Annotated in this window: 20 protein-coding genes; 1 reads left to right on the top strand and 19 read right to left on the bottom strand. The window is 32.7% G+C overall.

The features are described 5' to 3' along the window. Positions 1-32 precede the first annotated feature (32 nt). The 17 genes from CD127_RS04700 to cmk form a co-directional block, all read right to left on the bottom strand. Positions 33-350: a nucleotide pyrophosphohydrolase gene (locus tag CD127_RS04700; RefSeq protein WP_103297465.1), complete on the bottom strand. Its 318-nt coding sequence runs from the start codon at positions 348-350 to the stop codon at positions 33-35. A 147-nt stretch (positions 351-497) separates the two neighbouring features. Next, positions 498-1,199 carry a zinc metallopeptidase gene (locus CD127_RS04695; RefSeq protein WP_103297466.1) on the bottom strand — a complete coding sequence of 234 codons (702 nt, stop codon included), beginning with the start codon at positions 1,197-1,199 and terminating at the stop codon, positions 498-500. Positions 1,200-1,225: 26 nt separating this feature from the next. Further along, the gene (locus tag CD127_RS04690) at positions 1,226-1,843 is read right to left on the bottom strand and encodes a DUF1405 domain-containing protein (protein WP_103365943.1); all 618 of its coding nucleotides are present in this window, start codon (positions 1,841-1,843) and stop codon (positions 1,226-1,228) included. A 6-nt stretch (positions 1,844-1,849) separates the two neighbouring features. Further along, positions 1,850-2,410, bottom strand: coding sequence for a YpiB family protein (locus tag CD127_RS04685; protein ID WP_103297468.1), 561 nt, complete (start codon positions 2,408-2,410; stop codon positions 1,850-1,852). A gap of 14 nt (positions 2,411-2,424) precedes the next feature. Next, on the bottom strand, positions 2,425-3,669 hold the full coding sequence (locus CD127_RS04680; protein WP_103365942.1) for a tetratricopeptide repeat protein: 1,245 nt from the start codon (positions 3,667-3,669) through the stop codon (positions 2,425-2,427). A gap of 6 nt (positions 3,670-3,675) precedes the next feature. Then, on the bottom strand, positions 3,676-4,974 hold the full coding sequence (gene aroA / locus CD127_RS04675; RefSeq protein WP_103365941.1) for a 3-phosphoshikimate 1-carboxyvinyltransferase: 1,299 nt from the start codon (positions 4,972-4,974) through the stop codon (positions 3,676-3,678). Positions 4,975-4,984: 10 nt separating this feature from the next. Continuing rightward, positions 4,985-6,049, bottom strand: a complete 1,065-nt coding sequence (gene aroB, locus CD127_RS04670; RefSeq protein ID WP_103297471.1) for a 3-dehydroquinate synthase — start codon at positions 6,047-6,049, stop codon at positions 4,985-4,987. Between the two features lie 36 nt (positions 6,050-6,085). Further along, positions 6,086-7,252: a chorismate synthase gene (gene aroC, locus CD127_RS04665; RefSeq protein WP_103297472.1), complete on the bottom strand. Its 1,167-nt coding sequence runs from the start codon at positions 7,250-7,252 to the stop codon at positions 6,086-6,088. 207 nt (positions 7,253-7,459) lie between these two features. Next, positions 7,460-7,909 carry a nucleoside-diphosphate kinase gene (gene ndk / locus CD127_RS04660; protein WP_103365940.1) on the bottom strand — a complete coding sequence of 150 codons (450 nt, stop codon included), beginning with the start codon at positions 7,907-7,909 and terminating at the stop codon, positions 7,460-7,462. Between the two features lie 166 nt (positions 7,910-8,075). Beyond that, positions 8,076-9,032 carry a polyprenyl synthetase family protein gene (locus tag CD127_RS04655; RefSeq protein WP_103365939.1) on the bottom strand — a complete coding sequence of 319 codons (957 nt, stop codon included), beginning with the start codon at positions 9,030-9,032 and terminating at the stop codon, positions 8,076-8,078. A gap of 12 nt (positions 9,033-9,044) precedes the next feature. Next, on the bottom strand, positions 9,045-9,764 hold the full coding sequence (locus CD127_RS04650) for a demethylmenaquinone methyltransferase (RefSeq protein ID WP_103365938.1): 720 nt from the start codon (positions 9,762-9,764) through the stop codon (positions 9,045-9,047). Next, positions 9,757-10,344 (bottom strand): heptaprenyl pyrophosphate synthase subunit A, encoded by a 588-nt coding sequence (locus CD127_RS04645; protein ID WP_103365937.1) that lies wholly within the window; start codon positions 10,342-10,344, stop codon positions 9,757-9,759. Before CD127_RS04645 ends, CD127_RS04650 begins: the two co-directional genes overlap by 8 nt. Positions 10,345-10,569: 225 nt before the next feature. Then, on the bottom strand, positions 10,570-10,842 hold the full coding sequence (locus CD127_RS04640) for an HU family DNA-binding protein (protein WP_103365936.1): 273 nt from the start codon (positions 10,840-10,842) through the stop codon (positions 10,570-10,572). 170 nt (positions 10,843-11,012) lie between these two features. Next, positions 11,013-12,011: an NAD(P)H-dependent glycerol-3-phosphate dehydrogenase gene (locus CD127_RS04635; RefSeq protein WP_103365935.1), complete on the bottom strand. Its 999-nt coding sequence runs from the start codon at positions 12,009-12,011 to the stop codon at positions 11,013-11,015. A 15-nt stretch (positions 12,012-12,026) separates the two neighbouring features. Beyond that, entirely contained in the window at positions 12,027-13,337 is a 1,311-nt protein-coding gene (gene der, locus CD127_RS04630; protein ID WP_103298230.1) for a ribosome biogenesis GTPase Der, read from the bottom strand. Positions 13,338-13,541: 204 nt separating this feature from the next. Continuing rightward, positions 13,542-14,720 carry a 30S ribosomal protein S1 gene (gene rpsA, locus CD127_RS04625; protein ID WP_103365934.1) on the bottom strand — a complete coding sequence of 393 codons (1,179 nt, stop codon included), beginning with the start codon at positions 14,718-14,720 and terminating at the stop codon, positions 13,542-13,544. A 308-nt stretch (positions 14,721-15,028) separates the two neighbouring features. Next, on the bottom strand, positions 15,029-15,691 hold the full coding sequence (gene cmk, locus CD127_RS04620; protein ID WP_103365933.1) for a (d)CMP kinase: 663 nt from the start codon (positions 15,689-15,691) through the stop codon (positions 15,029-15,031). A 76-nt stretch (positions 15,692-15,767) separates the two neighbouring features. On the opposite strand from cmk, the gene CD127_RS04615 reads away from it, so the two are divergent. Further along, positions 15,768-16,736 carry an asparaginase gene (locus tag CD127_RS04615; protein WP_103365932.1) on the top strand — a complete coding sequence of 323 codons (969 nt, stop codon included), beginning with the start codon at positions 15,768-15,770 and terminating at the stop codon, positions 16,734-16,736. Positions 16,737-16,805: 69 nt separating this feature from the next. On the opposite strand, the gene ypdA is transcribed toward CD127_RS04615, so the two are convergent. Next, complete coding sequence (ypdA, locus tag CD127_RS04610; protein ID WP_103298226.1) at positions 16,806-17,792, bottom strand: bacillithiol disulfide reductase YpdA; 987 nt, start codon at positions 17,790-17,792, stop codon at positions 16,806-16,808. Between the two features lie 290 nt (positions 17,793-18,082). Continuing rightward, positions 18,083-19,726, bottom strand: coding sequence for an elastin-binding protein EbpS (ebpS, locus tag CD127_RS04605; RefSeq protein WP_221270241.1), 1,644 nt, complete (start codon positions 19,724-19,726; stop codon positions 18,083-18,085). Positions 19,727-19,745: the final 19 nt, after the last annotated feature.

Genomic DNA, 19,745 nt, shown 5'->3' with positions numbered 1-19,745 from the left:
AAGGTAATTCCCGTCCTTTCTATTTGTATCGTTTATTTACGCTCGAAACGATCTTTATCTCGTGTATTGAACTTTTGCATAGTTTCATTAAAACTTTCAGTCATATCAATATCTAATGAATTAGCAATGCAAAGTAATACGAATAAATTATCACCAAGTTCTGCTTTGATTGTATTTTCTGCTTCGGAGTCTTTCTTTTTCTTTTCACCATGATAATGATTAATCTCTCTAGCTAATTCGCCTACTTCTTCAGTTAAACGAGCAAGGTTAGCCAATGGAGAGAAATATCCTGCTTTAAATTGTCCAATATACTCATCAACTTCATTTTGCATATCTTTCATTGATTTCATAACTAAACTCCTTTGCAAATGATTCTAATATAGTATATATCATATTAAACAATCATGCATTTTATGAATATGGAAAACGCCATTTAATTTTACAATAAAAAAACTGGCACTCACTCATATAAGTAAGTACCAGCTTATAGAAAATATTTAGTTATTATCGCTTGCTTTTGCCATTAAGATAATTCTTACAAGTTCAGCAACAGCTGTAGCAGTTGCTGCAACATATGTCATAGCGGCAGCAGATAATACTTTCTTCGCGTGTTTATATTCTTTTTCATTCACAATATTTAAAGCAGTAATTTGTTTCATTGCTCTTGAACTTGCATCGAATTCAACAGGTAATGTAACAATAGAGAAAAGGACTGCTAGTGATAATAATCCAGCGCCAATCCATAATGCTGTTGAACCAAATGCACTGCCCATTGCTGTTAAGATAATACCTAGCATTACAATCATGTAGCTAAGTGAACTACCTAAGTTTGCTAAAGGTACTAATGCTGTTCTAAAACGTAAAAAAGCATAACCTTGAGCATGTTGGATAGCGTGTCCAACTTCATGGGCTGCAATAGCTGTACCAGCTACTGATGGTCTGTCAAAGTTTGCCGGAGATAAACAAACAACTTTTTTATTTGGATCATAGTGGTCAGTTAAAAAGCCTTCACCTTTTACGACATCTACATCATAAATACCATTGGCATGTAGAATCTCTTCAGCTACTTCGCGACCTGTTTTACCACTTGTTGATCTAACTTGTGAATATTTTTCATAATTTGATTTAACTTTGTGTTGTGCCCACATTGGAATGAGCATAATAATGACGATATATATTATATAAGACACTATTGACAATAATTCCACTCTCCTTTATTAATATTCTACTGACTATTGCCCTTATAATCAAATAATTTAAACTTTGATACAAATTGTAAATAATAATACAACATGATGGCTAGAACGCTTAATATAAATGCGATATACCCTACCATAACTATATGTGTAGCAATAAAATTATAATATGGATATTTGCCAAGAACATAGTCTATATAATCGTTGTTAAACACCCATATTATAGCTATAAATAATCCATGCATTGTAATAGTAAATCTAGGATAGAAATATAAAGCCTCTAAAGCCATAATGCCGTGGCTCATAATAAGAAAGATATTCATAATCGTTATATCATGAGCATAAGAAATCATTATCACATTCATAATGACAGCCCATAGCCCGTATTTAAATAAAGTAACAAAAGCTAATGCTTCTATTATTGAATTTCGTTTATTGAAAAGTAAGCCAATGATAGCTACACATAAAAATAATGAAGCGATTGGACTATCTGGAACGAAAGGAAGAAAATACCATGGCGTTTTAACTAATTGGTCGCCATACCATATAAAGCCATATATCGTTCCACATATATTACAAATGAGCAAAAACATCAAACAAGTACGATGAAAGAGTGTTAACTCCCAAAATTGTTTTAAATTAAGCATACGTAATTAATCCTTTGATGATAAATAATGATGACGTGCTTTTAAATTATTTAGAATTTGTGTTAATTGATAAAATTGTTCTCGGTCATTCATTTGTAAACTTAAATCGATATTCACTTGTAATTGTTCTAATAAGGAATTTTCCTTATAAGTATCTAATATAAGGTTATGGATATTTTCTAAATAAGATGAATAATGCGTTGAATGAATTAACTGTTGAATAATTAAATCATTAAACTTAGCATCCGGATAGTGAGCATCATCAAAATGAATTAAAATATCAAAAGAAATAGCCTGATTTGTAATATAAGTAAATATCTCATTAGTATTAATTAGAATGCGATTATTTTTCGTTAATTTTATGGCCGAAGCATTGGCATCTTTAAGACCTATTTCAAGTGTCGCATGATCTGAAATTTTACGATTAACGAAATGAATATTCTGTAAGCTCTTTGGTGATGCTTTTAAATAGTTTAACAGCCATACGCTAATTCGCGATTTAAAATGATAATGAAACAAAGCATATTCAATATAGCTTTGTTTCATATTAGTAAGTGTATGTTCCAAGAGGATCACCTACTTTAATAATCCAATCGGTTTGCTTCTTCGTGCCAAGTTTCATTACTAGGATCTATTTCTAACAATTGATTTAGTATAGACTTAGCTTCTTCCTTATGACCAATTTCAGTTAAGTAGAAATAATAGTCACTTAAGAAAGCACTTTGTGATTTCATTGTTGGGTAGGCAAGTTCAAAGAAATGTTGCGCTTCTTTGTCTCGTTCTTCTTCCCCATAAGCATGAGCTAAATGCCACATAAATACTGGATCTAAATCTTCCTCATCTACATAAGATAATAATTCAATAATTGCTTCATAATCTTCTTCATTTCGGAACAAGTCACTTAAGATTAATAGAGGTTCATGATAAGCATTATCTACTTCAAGTGCTTGTTTAAGTAATGCGACACCTTCATTAGCATCACCATGTTCAATTTCTAGACTACCTGTTGAGACCATTAATTCTTTATAGAATTGGTTTAAGCGTAAACCTTCTTTGCCGGTTTCAATTGCATCAGCATAATTCTTTTCATTCTCATATAAAGATTGTAAATAGAAGTAACCTTGAATAAAGTCAGGGTCTTTAGATAGTAATGTTGTCATGATTTTAATTGCTTCTTGCGTAATATCGTTCTTTTCATAGGCAATCGCTTTTTTAAAGAAGTCTTCTGATGTCATTTCATCTTCATTTATTTCATCAAATAAATTGATGGCATCACTATAGTTACCGCTTTGTAGAGCACAATCAGCCATGCGAGCGAATAAATTAACGCCGTTAACTTCATACTCGCCAGTATCTAAGACGACTTCATATTCACGTGTAGCGCGTAAATATTGACCATCAAAGTACAATAACTCAGCTAAAGCGAAATGAATAATTGGATCATTAGGCTCAAGTTCGCGTGCTTCGGTAAGTTTATCAATCGCAACTTCTATCATATTGATTTGTTGATAAAGATCAGCTTCAAGCATTAATTTTTCAGTAGAAAGCTCAACTTGACTTAAATATTCTAATGCTTCATCTGTTTGATTCTCAGACATAAGTCCTTCGATAACGTAAATTAATAATTCACTTTCATCAGGATACTTATGATAAAGTGTTCTAAATACTTCTAGTCCTTGAGGTGTTAAACCGAAATTATATAAGGTTTCACCTAAGATGAATAAAGCATCGTCATTGTTTGAATTTAATGCTTCATTGACACGTGTATCTAAATTATCTAATTTTTGAAGATTGATATCGTCTATTAATTTATAGATATCCTCCATAGTGTATTATCCCTCATTTTCTAAAAGCTTTAATTTGGGCAAGAAACCTGGGAATGATACATTAACTGCATCAAACTGACGAATTGTAATGGGTTCGCTACTTAATAATCCTGCTATTGCAAGCATCATGCCTATGCGATGATCCGTCAAACTATCAACTGTAGCTGGTGTAGTAAATTCAGATGGGTGGATAATTAGTCCATCTGCTGTAGGTTGAAGTTCGAAACCTAATAAGCCGAGCATATCAGCAGTTGTATCAATTCGATTTGTTTCTTTAACTTTTAATTCCTCTGCATCTTTTATAATACTAGTTCCTGTGGCTTGAGTACACAATAGTGCAATGATTGGCAATTCATCTATTGCTTTAGGGACCATATCCCCTTCTATGTGGATTGGTTTCAAGTTTGGTGTATAAGTGATTCTAATAGACGCAGTTGGTTCAGAAGTATTGGTAACATTAAATAGTTCAATATTACCGCCCATTTGTTCAACGATGTCTATAATACCTGACCGTGTAGGGTTTATGCCAACATTATGAATTGTAATGTCACTACCTGGTGTAATTAATGCAGCGACAATAAAGAATGCTGCTGATGAGATATCTCCTGGCACATTAAAATCTCTTGCTTTAATGTTTTGAAGTGCGTTCGGTTCCAATTTAATCGTTTTACCATCGACGGTAATAGGAATATTGTAATGTTCAAACATCGTTTCCGTGTGATTACGACTTATGTCTAATTCTGTAATGGTAGTCGTATCATTAGCAAATAAACTTGCTAATAATATAGCACTTTTAACTTGTGCACTTGCTACTTCCATTTGATAAGTAATTCCTTTAATAGAAGCGGGTTCAATCACTAATGGTGTGTAGTTGTCATCTATGCCACGAATATTGGCGCCCATGAGACGAAGCGGTTTTAATACACGGTTCATTGGACGTGTACCAATAGACTTATCGCCTGATAATACGCATTCAATACCTAACCCACTTAACAAACCAGCAAGCAAACGCGTCGTAGTACCGGAATTGCCAGTATACAACGTTTGATGAGGCGTTTTAAAGTTCTCATATCCCGGAGAATCCACGATAATTTTATCATCTGTAATCGTAATATCAACACCAAGTAATTTGAAGATTTCTGCTGTGCGTTGGCAGTCTTCACCTAGTAAAGGTTTGTGAATGACAGATTTACCTTTTGCTAAAGAAGATAACATAATCGCTCTGTGCGTCATTGATTTATCTCCAGGGACCTCAATTTCTCCTTTTAAAGGACCGTGTATGTCTATAATTTGTTCATTTGCCATAATCTTTCACCTACTTTGCTAAGGATTGTAATTCATTAAAGGCCTTCATTAAAACATCTTTATCGACATGACGAACTGAAGGTTTCCCTATGGCCTCTAGAAGCACCATTTGGATACCTTCACCGTTGTTTTTCTTATCAGATAACATGTAATTATACATTTCTTCAAAATCTAAATCATTGATAATGCATACTGGATAATGAAGTTGTTTAATATAATTCCAATAATGCTGTACATCAAATTCAGCATTGAGCAACGCATTAGATACAATAAATTGATATATCATACCTATCATAATAGCGTGTCCATGAGGAATTTTATGTTTATATTCAACGGCGTGGCCAAACGTATGTCCTAAATTTAAATATTTACGCATGTTTTGTTCTTTTTCATCTTTAATAATAATATTTAATTTTGTTTTAATACCTTTAAATATAAATTGATCTATTTCTTCTAGTGATTGCAATTTTTCTTTATTAGAAAAGTGTTTCTCAATATCGTCTACTGCTACTTGTCCTGTTAAAAGTGCATGTTTATATACTTCTGCATAACCACTTAATATTTCTTCATATGGTAATGTTTGTAAGAAATCTAAATCATAAATAACAGCTTTTGGTCTATAAAATGCGCCAATAAGATTTTTCCCATGTGAAGAATTAATGCCTACTTTTCCACCAACGCTTGAATCGTGCGCTAGTATAGTCGTTGGGACCTGGATAAAATCTACACCTCGTAAAAGCGTAGATGCAAGAAATCCAGTGAAATCACCAGTTGCTCCGCCACCAATAGCTACTAAACATGTATTTCTAGTAAGTTGGTAACCTAATAATTTTTCAAGCACTTCATGATAATGGTGGAAGGTTTTCATTTTCTCACCCGCAGGTACAGTCACTTTGAAAATATTAGATTTAGTAAGTAGAGATTCAAATTTACTTTTAAAATTAAAATCTACATACTCATCAACAATAAGAAAAACTTTATCATATTCTTGGATGTAGTCTGTTAAATAATTAAAAGCGTGATGCTCAACGATAATAGGATAATTATTATTAGGATATGTCGTTTGTAATTGCATAAAAAAGACCTCGATTCTTACAAATAAATAATATTTTTAAAATTCAATATTAAGTTTTCTACGCTCAGAGATTTGTTCTTTTAATTGATCAATATGATTTGATTGAAACTCTTCAAGTAATGCTTTAGCAACTTCAAATGCAACAACATGTTCACATACCACGCTAGCTGCTGGTACTGCACAACTATCAGAGCGTTCAATTGTAGCTTTAAAGTCTTCTTTCGTGTTAATATCTACTGAATTTAAAGGTTTATATAGGGTTGGAATAGGTTTCATTACGCCATTAACGATAATTGGCATACCATTTGTCATACCACCTTCAAATCCGCCCAAGTGATTTGAACCTCTGTAAAAACCTTGTTCAGAATCATATAAAATTTCATCTTGAATCTCACTGCCTGGTTTTTCAGCTGCTTTAAAGCCCTCGCCGAAGCTAACCCCTTTAAATGCATTAATACTAACTACACCTTGTGCAATGCGTCCATCCAATTTACGGTCATAATGCACATAGCTTCCGATACCTATAGGCATATTTTCCACCATAACTTGTACCACACCGCCGATAGAGTCGCCTTCTTTTTTAGCTTCATCTATCTTATCGCGCATTTTTTGAGCAATAGTTTCATCGATGACACGAACATCGTTTTTATCGATATTTTGTTTGAATGTTTCAGAATCGTATAATCCTTCGTCTTTAACGCCACCTATTTCAACTACACGACTATAAGTATGAATACCTAGTTGTTGTAGTAAAAGTTTAGATACAGCACCTACAGCTACACGGGCAGCTGTTTCACGTGCAGAAGAACGTTCTAAAACATTTCGTAAGTCACGATGATTATATTTCATACCACCGATTAAATCAGCATGACCAGGACGAGGTTTAGTAATAGTACGTTTCATGTTTTTACGTTCTTCATCGCTTATAGGCTCAATACCCATAATATTTCTCCAATGCGTGAAATCATCGTTTTTAACTACTATTGTAATGGGGCTACCTAATGTGTAACCATTTCTTACGCCAGAAACAATTTCGACAGCATCCTTTTCAATTTGCATTCTGCGGCCTCTTCCATAACCACCTTGACGTTTAAACATTTCTGTATTAATATCTTCAGCTTTAATTTCTAAATTTGCAGGTACACCTTCAATAATTACTGTTAATTGAGGACCATGTGATTCTCCTGATGTTAAATATCTCATGAGAATACGCTCCTTTCCTTTACTACGTTAAATTGTAATATGTGTTATCATATCATATTCAACGTTAGAACATAACTAATGTTTTGTATATTAATTGAATTAGTGTGAATATTTAAACAATTATCTGAGTGCTTATTTTATAAAAAATAAAGAGTAACACACTTTGGAGGCGCGTTACTCTTATCATTCTAAATTTATATTTAATAATTATTCATACAACCAAGTATCTCTAGTTGCTTCGTAATCACTTAATTCTTCTTCTTTAAACCATAAACCAATTTCACGTTTTGCAGACTCAACTGAATCTGAACCATGAATAACATTTCTACCTACTGTTAAGCCTAAATCTCCTCTGATAGAACCAGGTGTTGCTTCAGAAGGGTTTGTTTTACCAATGATATGTCTAGATACATCTACTGCATCTTCCCCTTCAACTACCATTGCAAAAACAGGTGCTGATGTAATAAATGAAATTAATTTATTATAAAATGGTTTTTCTTTATGTTCTGCGTAATGTTCTTCCGCTAATGATTGAGGCACTGTCATTAATTTAGCTCCAACCAATTTTAAACCCTTACGTTCGATACGAGTAATAATTTCTCCAATTAAATTACGTTGTACTGCATCCGGTTTGATCATTAAAAAAGTTCTTTCCATTATGCTTCCCCCTATGTTTTTAAGCAATAAACATTAAAAAATTTGAAAAAATCAGATTATTTAATTTGCACTAATTATGTATAAAGCTTGCTTTTATAGAAAAACAACCTGCTACTACTTAATAGTAACAGGTTGATAAAGCGCTTTCAATATATTTTCATACCAATTAAACATTTCGTGAACCCATTTTTTTAATTAGTTTAATAAATAGGTTTTGCGCGTTTGATTCATTTAATTGATCAATTAAATTTAGTGCTTTATTTAAATATTTATCACTGATTTCTTTAGATTGCTGAATGCTATCAGATTCTCTAATACGTGTAATAATCGGCGCAAATTCTGCAGGATTTGTTTGATGATTTAAAGCTGCAATTTGTTGCTTAAATGCTGGGTCTTTTCGCATTTCTAACAATACTGGCAATGTAATATGACCATTCATTAAATCGCTACCTACTGGTTTACCTAGTTTTTTCTCAGTACTAGTGAAATCTAATATATCATCAACAATTTGGAAGCTCATCCCTATATAATGTCCGATCATTTTTAATTTATAAATAGTTTCATCATCAGCTTCAGACGTAATCGCCCCTACTTCAGTAGCAAGTTGAATTAATAATGCAGTTTTACGATTAATTCGTCTTAAATAGTTTGTGATAGTTTGATTACTGTTAAATTGATCTTGAAATTGGAAAAGTTCCCCTTTACACACATCTACTATTGCATTAGAGATAATATGATGTACGCGATTATCTTGTATTTCAGAAAGATGTTGTAGACCTAAAGCTAATAAGAAATTACCTGTTAAAATCGCAGTGGTAACATCCCATTTTTTTACAATAGTTAAACGGCCGCGACGTTTATCACTCTTATCTATCACGTCATCATGAACAAGTGTAGCCATATGAATTAATTCTAACGCTACAGCTACACGGTAAGTATCTTCAGTATTCTTTTTTGGACCAAATTGACTACTCAATATAACAAATGCTGGTCTTACTCGTTTACCACCTGACGATAGCAAATGGAAAGTAGCTTCTTGTAATACTGAATCATTACTTTTGATAGCGTTTTGAAGCCGTTTCTCTACATTCTTAATTTCACTATTCATGTTTAACTTTGCCACGTTAATCACCTTTTATTTTGTAGAACTTTTTTGTTTATAGCCTAGGTGCATTGCAGCAACGCCCCCTGTGAAGCTACGGACTTTGATATTATTAAAACCAGCTTGTTCAAATAGACGTTTTAATTTTTGTTTATCAGGAAAATTAAATGTCGATTGTTGTAGCCATTCATATTCTTCTTTAGATTTAGCAAATAATTTGCCGAAGATAGGCATTACAAATTTAAAGTATAATTTGTACACTTGTTTGAATACAGGCATCGTAGGTTGACTAGTTTCTAAGCATACAACCATGCCACCTGGTTTAAGAACTCTGTTCATTTCTTTTAATGCCACTAAATAATCGGGCACATTACGTAAGCCAAAACCAATAGTTACATAATCAAATGAATTATCTTCAAAAGGTAAATCCATAGCATCGCCATGGACTAAGTGAATATTATCCATTGATTTCGTTTTCTCTTTACCTACTTCAAGCATATTTTCACTAAAGTCTAAACCTGTTACTTCGCCTTTAGGTCCAACTGCTTTACTTAACGCAATAGTCCAATCTGCAGTACCACAGCAGACATCAAGCGCCTTACTATTTGCTTTGACATTCATATCTTTCATTACACGTTTACGCCAAACTTTGTGTTGCTCGAAACTAATAATATTATTTAATCGATCATATTTTTTAGAAATATTTTGGAACACTGTATGGACTTGTTCTTTATTTGCTTTATTTTCAGCCATTTATATTACCTCTACTTTTTTCTATATAGCTTTGTTTAATTGTTTTAAAAAATTGTTCTACTTCATTTTCAGTATACATCTTTAAATATGAAGGATAATACGTTTCCACATTTTCAAATAAAGAATAGAAAATCTCCATTTCTGATATTGATTGATTGCTAAAATGTGAAAGCGTAATAACAGGAAAAATAGTTTCTATTTTAATAATTGCTTCATAAATATCTTGTACTTCTAGGGATTGATGATGCAACGAAGATTTTAATTCATTAGATTTAACAATTGCCTGACTTATAGCTAATTGAAATGCAGGATCATCAATTTCAGCTAATAAAGTGTAAAAATGAGCACTTAATAAATCCCCAATTAAGATTGATTTCTTTGATAATTTATTATGTGAAATTTCATCAAGATGTTTCATTGAAGTATCGATAGTGAGGCAAGCAAGTTTAGCATTCTCTGGAATATCGTAACTATCTAATAAATCACTTAAATTACTATTAATATTAATTGATTCATAGTCAGTGACTCCCATAAGCCTTTGATCAATTTGTCTATTTAATATGCTTAATGTTCGTTCCATGTTCACACCTCACGTTATTATCACTATACATCTTAACATTATATCCATAAAAATAAAATATAGCGACTTCACAGGAGTAAAACTTTATTAATAAGCGCTTTTTATAGAGAAATACATATGCATGAAAATGTATTAAAAGGATCAAGTATTAATATTGCTATATCGATATCTTTAGAAAATTAATATGTATAAATAAAAAAGCCCTCGAAGGGCTTTTTAAGTAAATTATTTTACAGCATCTTTTAATGCTTTACCAGCTTTGAATGCTGGAACTTTACTTGCAGGAATTTCGATTTCTTTACCTGTTTGAGGGTTACGTCCTTTACGTGCAGCACGTTCACGTACCTCAAAGTTTCCGAAACTAATTAATTGAACTTTTTCACCTTTAGAAAGTGAGCCTTGGATTGATTCGAAAACAGCGTCTACAGCTGCACCAGCTTCTTTTTTAGTTAAATCAGCTTGTTCAGCAACCGCATTGATTAAATCAGTTTTATTCATTATGAATTCACCTCCAGATGAATGATAATGATATCTTTTTATATCATTATGCTATGACTTTAACACAAGAATTGGCATTACCGCAACGATTTAAACGCCTAAAACACTGAAATATCAGCATTTATACACTCAATTCAAAAAAATTTTACAATAAAGTGTAATATAACACTTTATTCAGCTTTTTTATCGCGCCCCATTAAATCTTTAACGCTATCTTTTACGGGTTTATTTTCAAATAAAACTTTATATAAAGCATTTGTAATAGGCATATCAACATGTTGTTCTTTAGCTAAGTGGTAAACTGAATTAGTAGTATAAATTCCTTCTACAACCATATTCATTTCACTGAGTGCTTCTTCAGTCGTTTGACCTTTACCTAATTTATAACCGAGTGTAAAGTTACGAGAGTGTGTAGACGTACAAGTTACAATTAGGTCACCAATACCGCCTAAACCTAAAAATGTCATTGGGTCGGCACCTAATTTTTCTCCTAGTCTACTAATCTCAGCTAAACCTCTAGTCATTAAAGCTGCTTTAGCATTATCTCCATAGCCCATACCGGCAACAATCCCGCTAGCTACAGCGATAATATTTTTTAGTGCGCCGCCTAATTCTACACCTACTAAATCATTATTCGTATATACACGTAAATAATCGTTCATGAATAAATCTTGGATTAGCTTACTAATTTTTTCATCTTTAGAAGAAGCTGCTACAGTAGTCGGTTGTTTAATGACTACTTCTTCAGCATGGCTAGGGCCAGATAATACGCCAATACCGCCATTGTGACTTTCTGAAATAGAGTCTTCAATCATTTCAGAAACACGTTTGAAGGTATCATTTTCAATACCTTTGGCAACATGAATAAATATCTTCTTAGAATCAATAAGTTGATCAATTTGACTTGTAATCTCTCTAATTGCTTTTGTAGGGAGAGCGATTAAATATATGTCAGTAAAATCTACAGCCTCTTTAATATCAGAAGTTGCTCGAATACTTTCATCTAATTTAGCTTCTTTTAAATATCGTTTGTTTTGATGATGTTTATTTAATTCATCGACACTTGTTTCATTTTTTCCCCACATTAAAACAGTGTGACCATTTTCAGCTAGTACATTAGCAAGTGCAGTACCAAAGCTTCCCATACCAAAAACAGTAATCTTAGTCATAATGAAATCTCCTTTTTAATTTCTTCTACGTGGAATGATGTGAATAGGCGTTCCTTCAAATCCAAATGCATTTCGGATTTGATTTTCAAGATAACGTTTATAAGAAAAATGCATTAATTCTACATCATTAACAAAAACAACGAACGTTGGAGGTTCAATAGCAACTTGAGTTGTATAGAATACATTCAATCTGCGACCTTTATCAGTTGGCGTTGGGTTCATTGAAATCGCGTCAGTGACTACTTCATTAAGTGTAGAACTTTGAACACGTTTTTTGTGATTTTCACTTGCCTCATTAATATAAGGGAATAACGTACGTAAACGTGTTCTTTCTTTCGCAGATACAAAGGCGATTTGAGCATAATCTAAGAATTGGAATTGATTTCGAACATCATCCGCAAATTTTTTCATCGTATTACTATCTTTTTCAACAGTGTCCCATTTATTAACAACAATAACGATAGCTTTACCTTCTTCATGGGCATAACCAGCTACACGTTTATCTTGCTCAATAATACCTTCTTCGGCATCGATAACGATTAATACAACATTAGAACGTTCAATCGCTTTTAGCGCACGTAATACTGAATATTTCTCAGTTGATTCATACACTTTACCTTTTTTACGCATACCAGCCGTATCTATCAAGACATAATCTTGACCATCATAGCTATATTCTGTATCTACAGCGTCTCGTGTCGTACCTGCAACATTAGAAACAATAACACGTTCTTCGCCTAATATCGCATTGACTAAACTAGATTTCCCTACATTTGGACGACCGATAATTGACAAGCGAATTGTATCTTCGTCATAAGGGTCTTCCGTTTCTTCTTTAAAATGTTTTACGACTTCATCTAGTAAATCCCCTAATCCTAATCCGTGAGAACCAGAAATTGGATATGGATCGCCAAATCCTAATGAATAAAAGTCAAAAATATCATTTCTCATTTCAGGGTTATCAACTTTATTAACTGCTAATACTACTGGCTTTTTAGATTTATATAACATTTGAGCGACCATTTCATCGCTTTGTGTTAAACCTTCACGTACATTAACCATGAAGATAATAACATCAGCTTCATCTATAGCAATTTCTGCTTGCGCTCTTATTTGGGTTTGAAAAGGTGCATCACCAATTTCAATACCACCTGTATCAATAATATTGAATTCATGTGTTAACCATTCACCTGATGAATAGATACGATCACGAGTGACACCAGGTGTATCTTCAACGATTGATACACGCTCACCTACTACTCTATTAAATATTGTAGATTTCCCTACGTTTGGTCTACCTACAATAGCTACAATAGGTTTCGTCATAAGCTAACTTCCTCTCTATCTAAAATCTATATAATTTTATCATATGACCTACTGTTTTAAAACTAACTATACAATCTCTGTCTTTAAATTCTCTTCAAACACACTTATCATTAGCATGATTTATCTATTAAATATTAAAAAAATCCCAATTAAAGGGATTAAACTTTAATTGGGAGAAACATTAGTTAAAATTTAAATGTCATATTAGAATTTTAAATCTTTAAATTTGTCACCGAAAACGTCCCCTAATGTTGGGTTATCTTCATCTGAATCACTACTTAAATAACTTTGAGTAGTAGCTTCATCGCTTTCGATTAAGTCTTCTTTAGGTAAAGTAGCTTTAATTGATAAAGAAATACGTTCATTTTCTTCATCAATACCTAAGATTTTAACATTTACTTGTTGACCTGGTTCTAATACCTCGCCTGGTGTACCAATGTGTTTATGGTCAATTTCAGAAATGTGAACAAGACCTTGTACAGCTGGAGCAATTTCCACAAATGCACCGAAGTTTGCTAAACGAACGACTTTACCTTCGATAACATCATTTTCATGGAATTCACCTTTGATACGTTCAAATGGAGTTGGAAGCGTATCTTTGATTGATAATGAAATACGTTCAGCATCTTTTTCAACAGATTTTACTTTCACGTCTACTTCTTGACCTACAGAAACGACATCTTCTGGAGAATCAACGTGTTCATGAGAAAGTTCTGATACGTGAACTAAACCATCAACGCCACCAATATCAACGAAAGCACCAAAGTTAGTTAAACGAGCAACTTTACCTTTGATAACATCGCCTTCATTAAGTGATTCTAATAATGAAGCTTTTTTAACATCGTTTTCAGCTTGTTCTACAGCTTTACGGCTTAAAATGACTCTATTATTTTCTGGGTCTAATTCTTCAACTTTAATGCGAATTGTTTGTCCCTCAAATACAGAGAAATCTTCAATGAAATCAGTTGAAATTAGAGAAGCAGGTACGAAACCTCTTTGACCAACGTCAACAACTAATCCACCTTTAACTACTTCAGTAACTTTAGCTTCAATCACTTCATCATTATCAAGTTTTTCTTGTAAATATTCATATGATTTTTCAGTTTCAAGTTGACGTTTTGATAAGATGTAAGCACCAGAGTCATTTTCTTCATCAATTTCAATTTTAGTTACATATGCTTCAACGTCATCGCCTTCTTTAACCACTTCGTTAGGGTTCTCGATGTGATGAGTTGAAAGTTGGCTAATTGGAATAATTCCATTATATTTAGCACCATCAATATGCACTACAACTTGTTTGTCTTCAACTTGTTGAACCTTTCCAGTGACTTTGTCACCTTCTTTAATATCATTAATCATTGATTCATTGAATTCTTCAGTCATCTTGTTTGCCTCCTTATACACTACATAACTATAACATCTTATAAACTAACAGAATTGTCAAGAAATTCCCCTTTAGTTTCATAAGTTTTTAAAAAAGATATCAATTTTTAAAATTATTTAATGTTAAGCAATCAGTTATTCGTATTATTGATTATCTAAAATAATTTTTCATCAATATGATATTTTTAGATTATAGTTATTTATCATTTTCTTTCTCATTAGTAATTATATAAGACAAAAAAAGCTATTTAAAATATTTCGCATTATCAAGAGTGGATAACACAAATTATTTTAAATAGCCGTTCACATTATTTTCTTAGATTGTCTACCATTGTCATAATTTCTGTGGTAACTTCTTCGATTGTTTTACTAGTTGTATCTAGAGTAATCGCGTCATCTGCTTTTCTTAAAGGTGAAATTTCACGATTCATATCGTAATGATCTCTATCTGCAATTTCCTGTTTTAACTGTTCTAAAGTTGAAGGTATACCGCGCTCTTCATTTTCTTTTTGACGTCTTTCAGCACGCTCTTCTACAGAAGCAATCATGTATACTTTTAATTCTGCATCAGGAAGGACTACTGTACCAATATCTCTTCCATCCATAACGATACCTTTCTTAGCTGCTAGATCTTTTTGTTTTTCCACTGCAAACGTACGAACAGGTTCTTTAGATGCTACATACGAGACGTTTTGTGTAACGTCATTTTCACGTAAATAATCTGTAACATCTTGATTATCTAAAATAATACGTTGCCCTTTTGTATCGTCATATTTTAATTCTAAAGTTGTGTCATTAACAAGTTTCTGAAAATCTTCTGGACGTTGTTGTTGTAAATATTTATAAGTGATAGCGCGATACATTGCTCCAGTATCCACATATATCATTGATAATTTACTAGCTACTCGTCTAGCGATTGTACTTTTACCTGCAGCTGCAGGGCCGTCCAAAGCAATATTAATTGACTCCATGGTTATTTTTCCTTCCTTGTTGTTTTATTTGTATTATTTTATCATAAATATGTAAATTAAAAATAGGAGGAATTTAATGAAACATCTTCTTGTTATTCATACAGGCGGGACCATTAGCATGTCCCAAAATCAATTTAGTCAGGTCGTGACTAATGAGGTGAATCCCATCTCTTTACATAAAGATATTATTAATGAATATGCTCATGTAAATGAAATTCATCCTTTTAATATCCCTTCTCCACATATTACAATCCAACATATTATTGAACTACGCAACCTCATATTACAGTCTTCTGAAGAGAATAAATATGATGGTTTTGTCATTACACATGGCACTGATACTTTAGAAGAAACAGCGTATTTATTAGATTTACTCATTGATATTAAACAACCGATTGTTATTACTGGTGCAATGAGATCTTCAAATGAAATAGGTGCGGATGGTTTATATAATTTCATTTCTGCTATTAGAGTAGCTTCTTCGGATGAAGCTTTTGAAAATGGTGTAATGGTAGTCTTTAATGATGAAATACATACGGCTAGAAATGTTACTAAAACACATACATCGAACATTAATACATTCCAAAGTCCAAATCAAGGACCATTAGGAATTATCACAAAGGACAATATTCATTTTTATAGTCGTCCGTATCAACAACAATCATTCAAGTATATTAATACGCAACTGAACGTGCCACTATTAAAAGTCTATATGGGTATGCAAAGTGATGTTTTAAAATTTTACGCCGAGCAAAATGTGGACGGACTTGTTATTGAAGCACTTGGACAAGGAAATTTACCACCAAGTTGTTTAGAAGGCATCGAGGCTTGCTTGGATAAAAATATCCCTATCGTTATTGTATCGCGCTCATTTAATGGAATAGTAAGTCCCGTTTATGCTTATGAAGGTGGCGGATATTACTTAGCGCAAAAAGGATTAATCTTTTCAAATGGTTTAAATGGACCTAAAGCAAGATTAAAACTATTAGTCGGTTTAAGTAATGATATGACTTTAGAAATGCTAAAAACTTATTTTGAACAGTAATTTGATAAAAAGAAGCGGAACAGAAATTAACTTTGTTAGAAGATTTCTGTTCCGCTTTCGTCATCTTGTTTAGCTTTCTAGAGGTGTTTGTTTTTTACTTAATATACTTTGAGTAATAATACCGCCGTGATATTTTCCATTTTCAATGAAAATAGAGTTATTGTCATTTCCGGCAGCGATAACCCCTGCTATATAACAATTCTCTACATTTGTTTCAAACGTTTCTTTGTTATGAACAGGTGCTGTACCAAATTCGTTTGTATTAATTTCAATACCAATAGAACGTAAAAAGTCATAATCTGGATGATAGCCTATCATCGCAAATACATGATCATTTGGAATTTCAATAGTTTTACCATTTTTTTCATAGATAACACTATCTTCAGTAATTTCATTTACGTTGGCATTAAATTCCATTGTAATCTTTTCATGATTTACTAATGATTCGAAGTTCGGTAAAATCCATGGCTTAATAGCTGCTGAATAGCGATCGCCTCTATAAAGTACTGTCACTTTAGCGCCAGCTTTTTCTAATTCAAGTGCGGCATCAACTGCAGAGTTTTTACCACCAATCACTGTAACATGTTGATTGAAATATGGATGTGCTTCTTTGAAGTAATGTTGAACTTTAGGTAAATCTGCCCCTTTAACTTCTAACGTATTGTGTTGGCCATAATATCCAGTCGCAACAGTTAAAAATTTACATTCGTAGACATCTTTAGTAGTAGTAATTGTAAATTTGTTATCAATTTTTTTAACAGTTAAAACTTCTTCGAAAGCATTAACTCTTAAATTATGATGTTTAACTACTTCTCTATAATATACAAGTGCTTGATTTCGACGTGGCTTACTTTCTTCAACGATAAAAGGTATATCGCCAATGCTTAATTTATCACTTGAAGAGAAGAATGTTTGATGTGTTGGATATTTATAAATTGCATCCACTACATTCCCTTTCTCAATTACAAGTGTTTCAATACCTTTTTTCTTTTGTTCAATTGCAGCGCTTAAACCACATGGGCCTCCACCGATAATAATACTTTCAACGCTTTGCATGTTTTTGGCCTCCTTTAATCACCAATATATTATAGCAGTTAAGTCTATTTTTCTAAATAGAAAAATATTTTCCAGATATACGATAGTGAAATAATAAATTAAACAATAAAAAAAGAAAGGTGCAGAACAGAAATTAAAATGATTTCATTGTCTTACCCTTGTAAGGTTGGCTAGATGTGAGAAAAGCTTAATTAAAGCGCATTTTCAAATCAGTCAGCTACTGTCAAACGTAAATAAAGACTGAGACATTATATATGTCCCAGCCTTTATTTAAAAGTAATTTAAATGGCTTATTGAGGAATAACTAATTTTTCACCATTAGTGATATTGTTACTTGTTAAACCATTAGCTTGTTTAATTTTATTAACATTTTCTACTGTACCTTGGCCATAATATTGAATAGCAATACGGTATAAGTTTTCATTACCAGATACTACATGTGTTTGTTGACCAGAAGTAGAATTATTTGATTGATTGTTATTACCATTTGAATTTTGGCTATTATTTTGAGTAGCCTGTGAATTACCATTGTTATTATCGCTATTACTGTTATTATCAGAAGCATTATTTGAATTATTTTCTGAAGAAGTTGCACCATTATTATCATTAGTTGCTGCGCCAGTTGAAGCGCTATTATCTTTGTCTTTAGATGCACTATTTTCAGAAGAACTATTTTCAGTTGTTGCGTTTTCGTCTGATTTATTGTCGTTTACTGTAGATTTTTCGCTTGATTTGTCAGCTTTATTATCTTCAGTAGTTTTATCTTTATCATTATCTTTTTTGTCTGATTTATTAGAAGTTTGTTCTGTAGTATTCTCTTGTTTAGTACCATCTTTATCTTTATGGTCGTTGTTTAAATACATACCAATAAAGATAGCTAAAGCAGCTAAGATTAATAACAATGCAAGTAATGGTAATAAGATACCCATTAAACCACGTTTTTTCTTACCATCGTGAGCTTGGAAACTATCGTGATTATCGTATCTATCATTATCACGATAATCGTCACGGTGATTACGTGTATCCTGATGGTGGTCATCACGTGTATTACGACGCTCTAAATCATTATCTTTAGAGTGATGTTTTTTATTTTTAGAAGCTGCTACGCCTGCAGCCCCAGCAGCTCCAGCAGCACCAGCGCCAACAGCAGCTTTTTTGCCTTTGCTGTGCTTTTTATGATCATCATGTGCACGATTTTTATCATCAAATTTGTCGTCTTCGTATTTGTCATTTTCACGAACACGAGAATTTCTATCGTTATCTAAATTGTTTCTATCATCACGATAATCATTTCTATTATCACGAGAATCTACACGATTGTTTTGACGATTTTTCTTCTTATTTTTATTGTGACCTGCAGCAGCTCCAGCAGCACCTGCGCCACCAGCAATTGCAGCATCTTTACCGTTAACTAAGCGGTCATCGTTGTCGCGGTCAAGATTTTCATCGCGACGATGGTCTCTTCTATCATCTCTACGATTTCTATGACCATCTTCTTCTTGATCGAAGTCACGATGACGACGATTATTATCATTTAAGCGATCATTTTCAAAATCGTCTTCGTATTCATCGTAATTGTTAGAACGTCTATCATTTTTACGATTATTTCTGTTTGAGTAATCTGATTCATTCTCTAAGTGATCATTATGTACATCCTCGAAAGATTCTTCATCATAGCGATCATCTAATGAACCTTCGTTGTTGTAATCATTTGGTTGGTCATCAAATTTCTTGCTACGATTTGTAGCTTGATTACGTCTTCTTTGACGTCTTTGAGCATTTCTTGGTGGGAATTGTTGATCTGATTGATTATCGAATTCATCGATAGTTTCATCAGAGTTGCGGTTTGTATGTTCGAATTGATCGTCTGAATCAATCGACTGACGATTTTTTTCGAAGTCATCTCTAAAATTATTTTTAGACACGGCTAACATCCTTTCTTTTCAATTATTT

Source organism: Staphylococcus petrasii (assembly GCF_002902565.1).
Taxonomy (GTDB): Bacteria; Bacillota; Bacilli; order Staphylococcales; family Staphylococcaceae; genus Staphylococcus; species Staphylococcus petrasii.
This window is presented reverse-complemented; position numbering and strand designations above follow the sequence as displayed.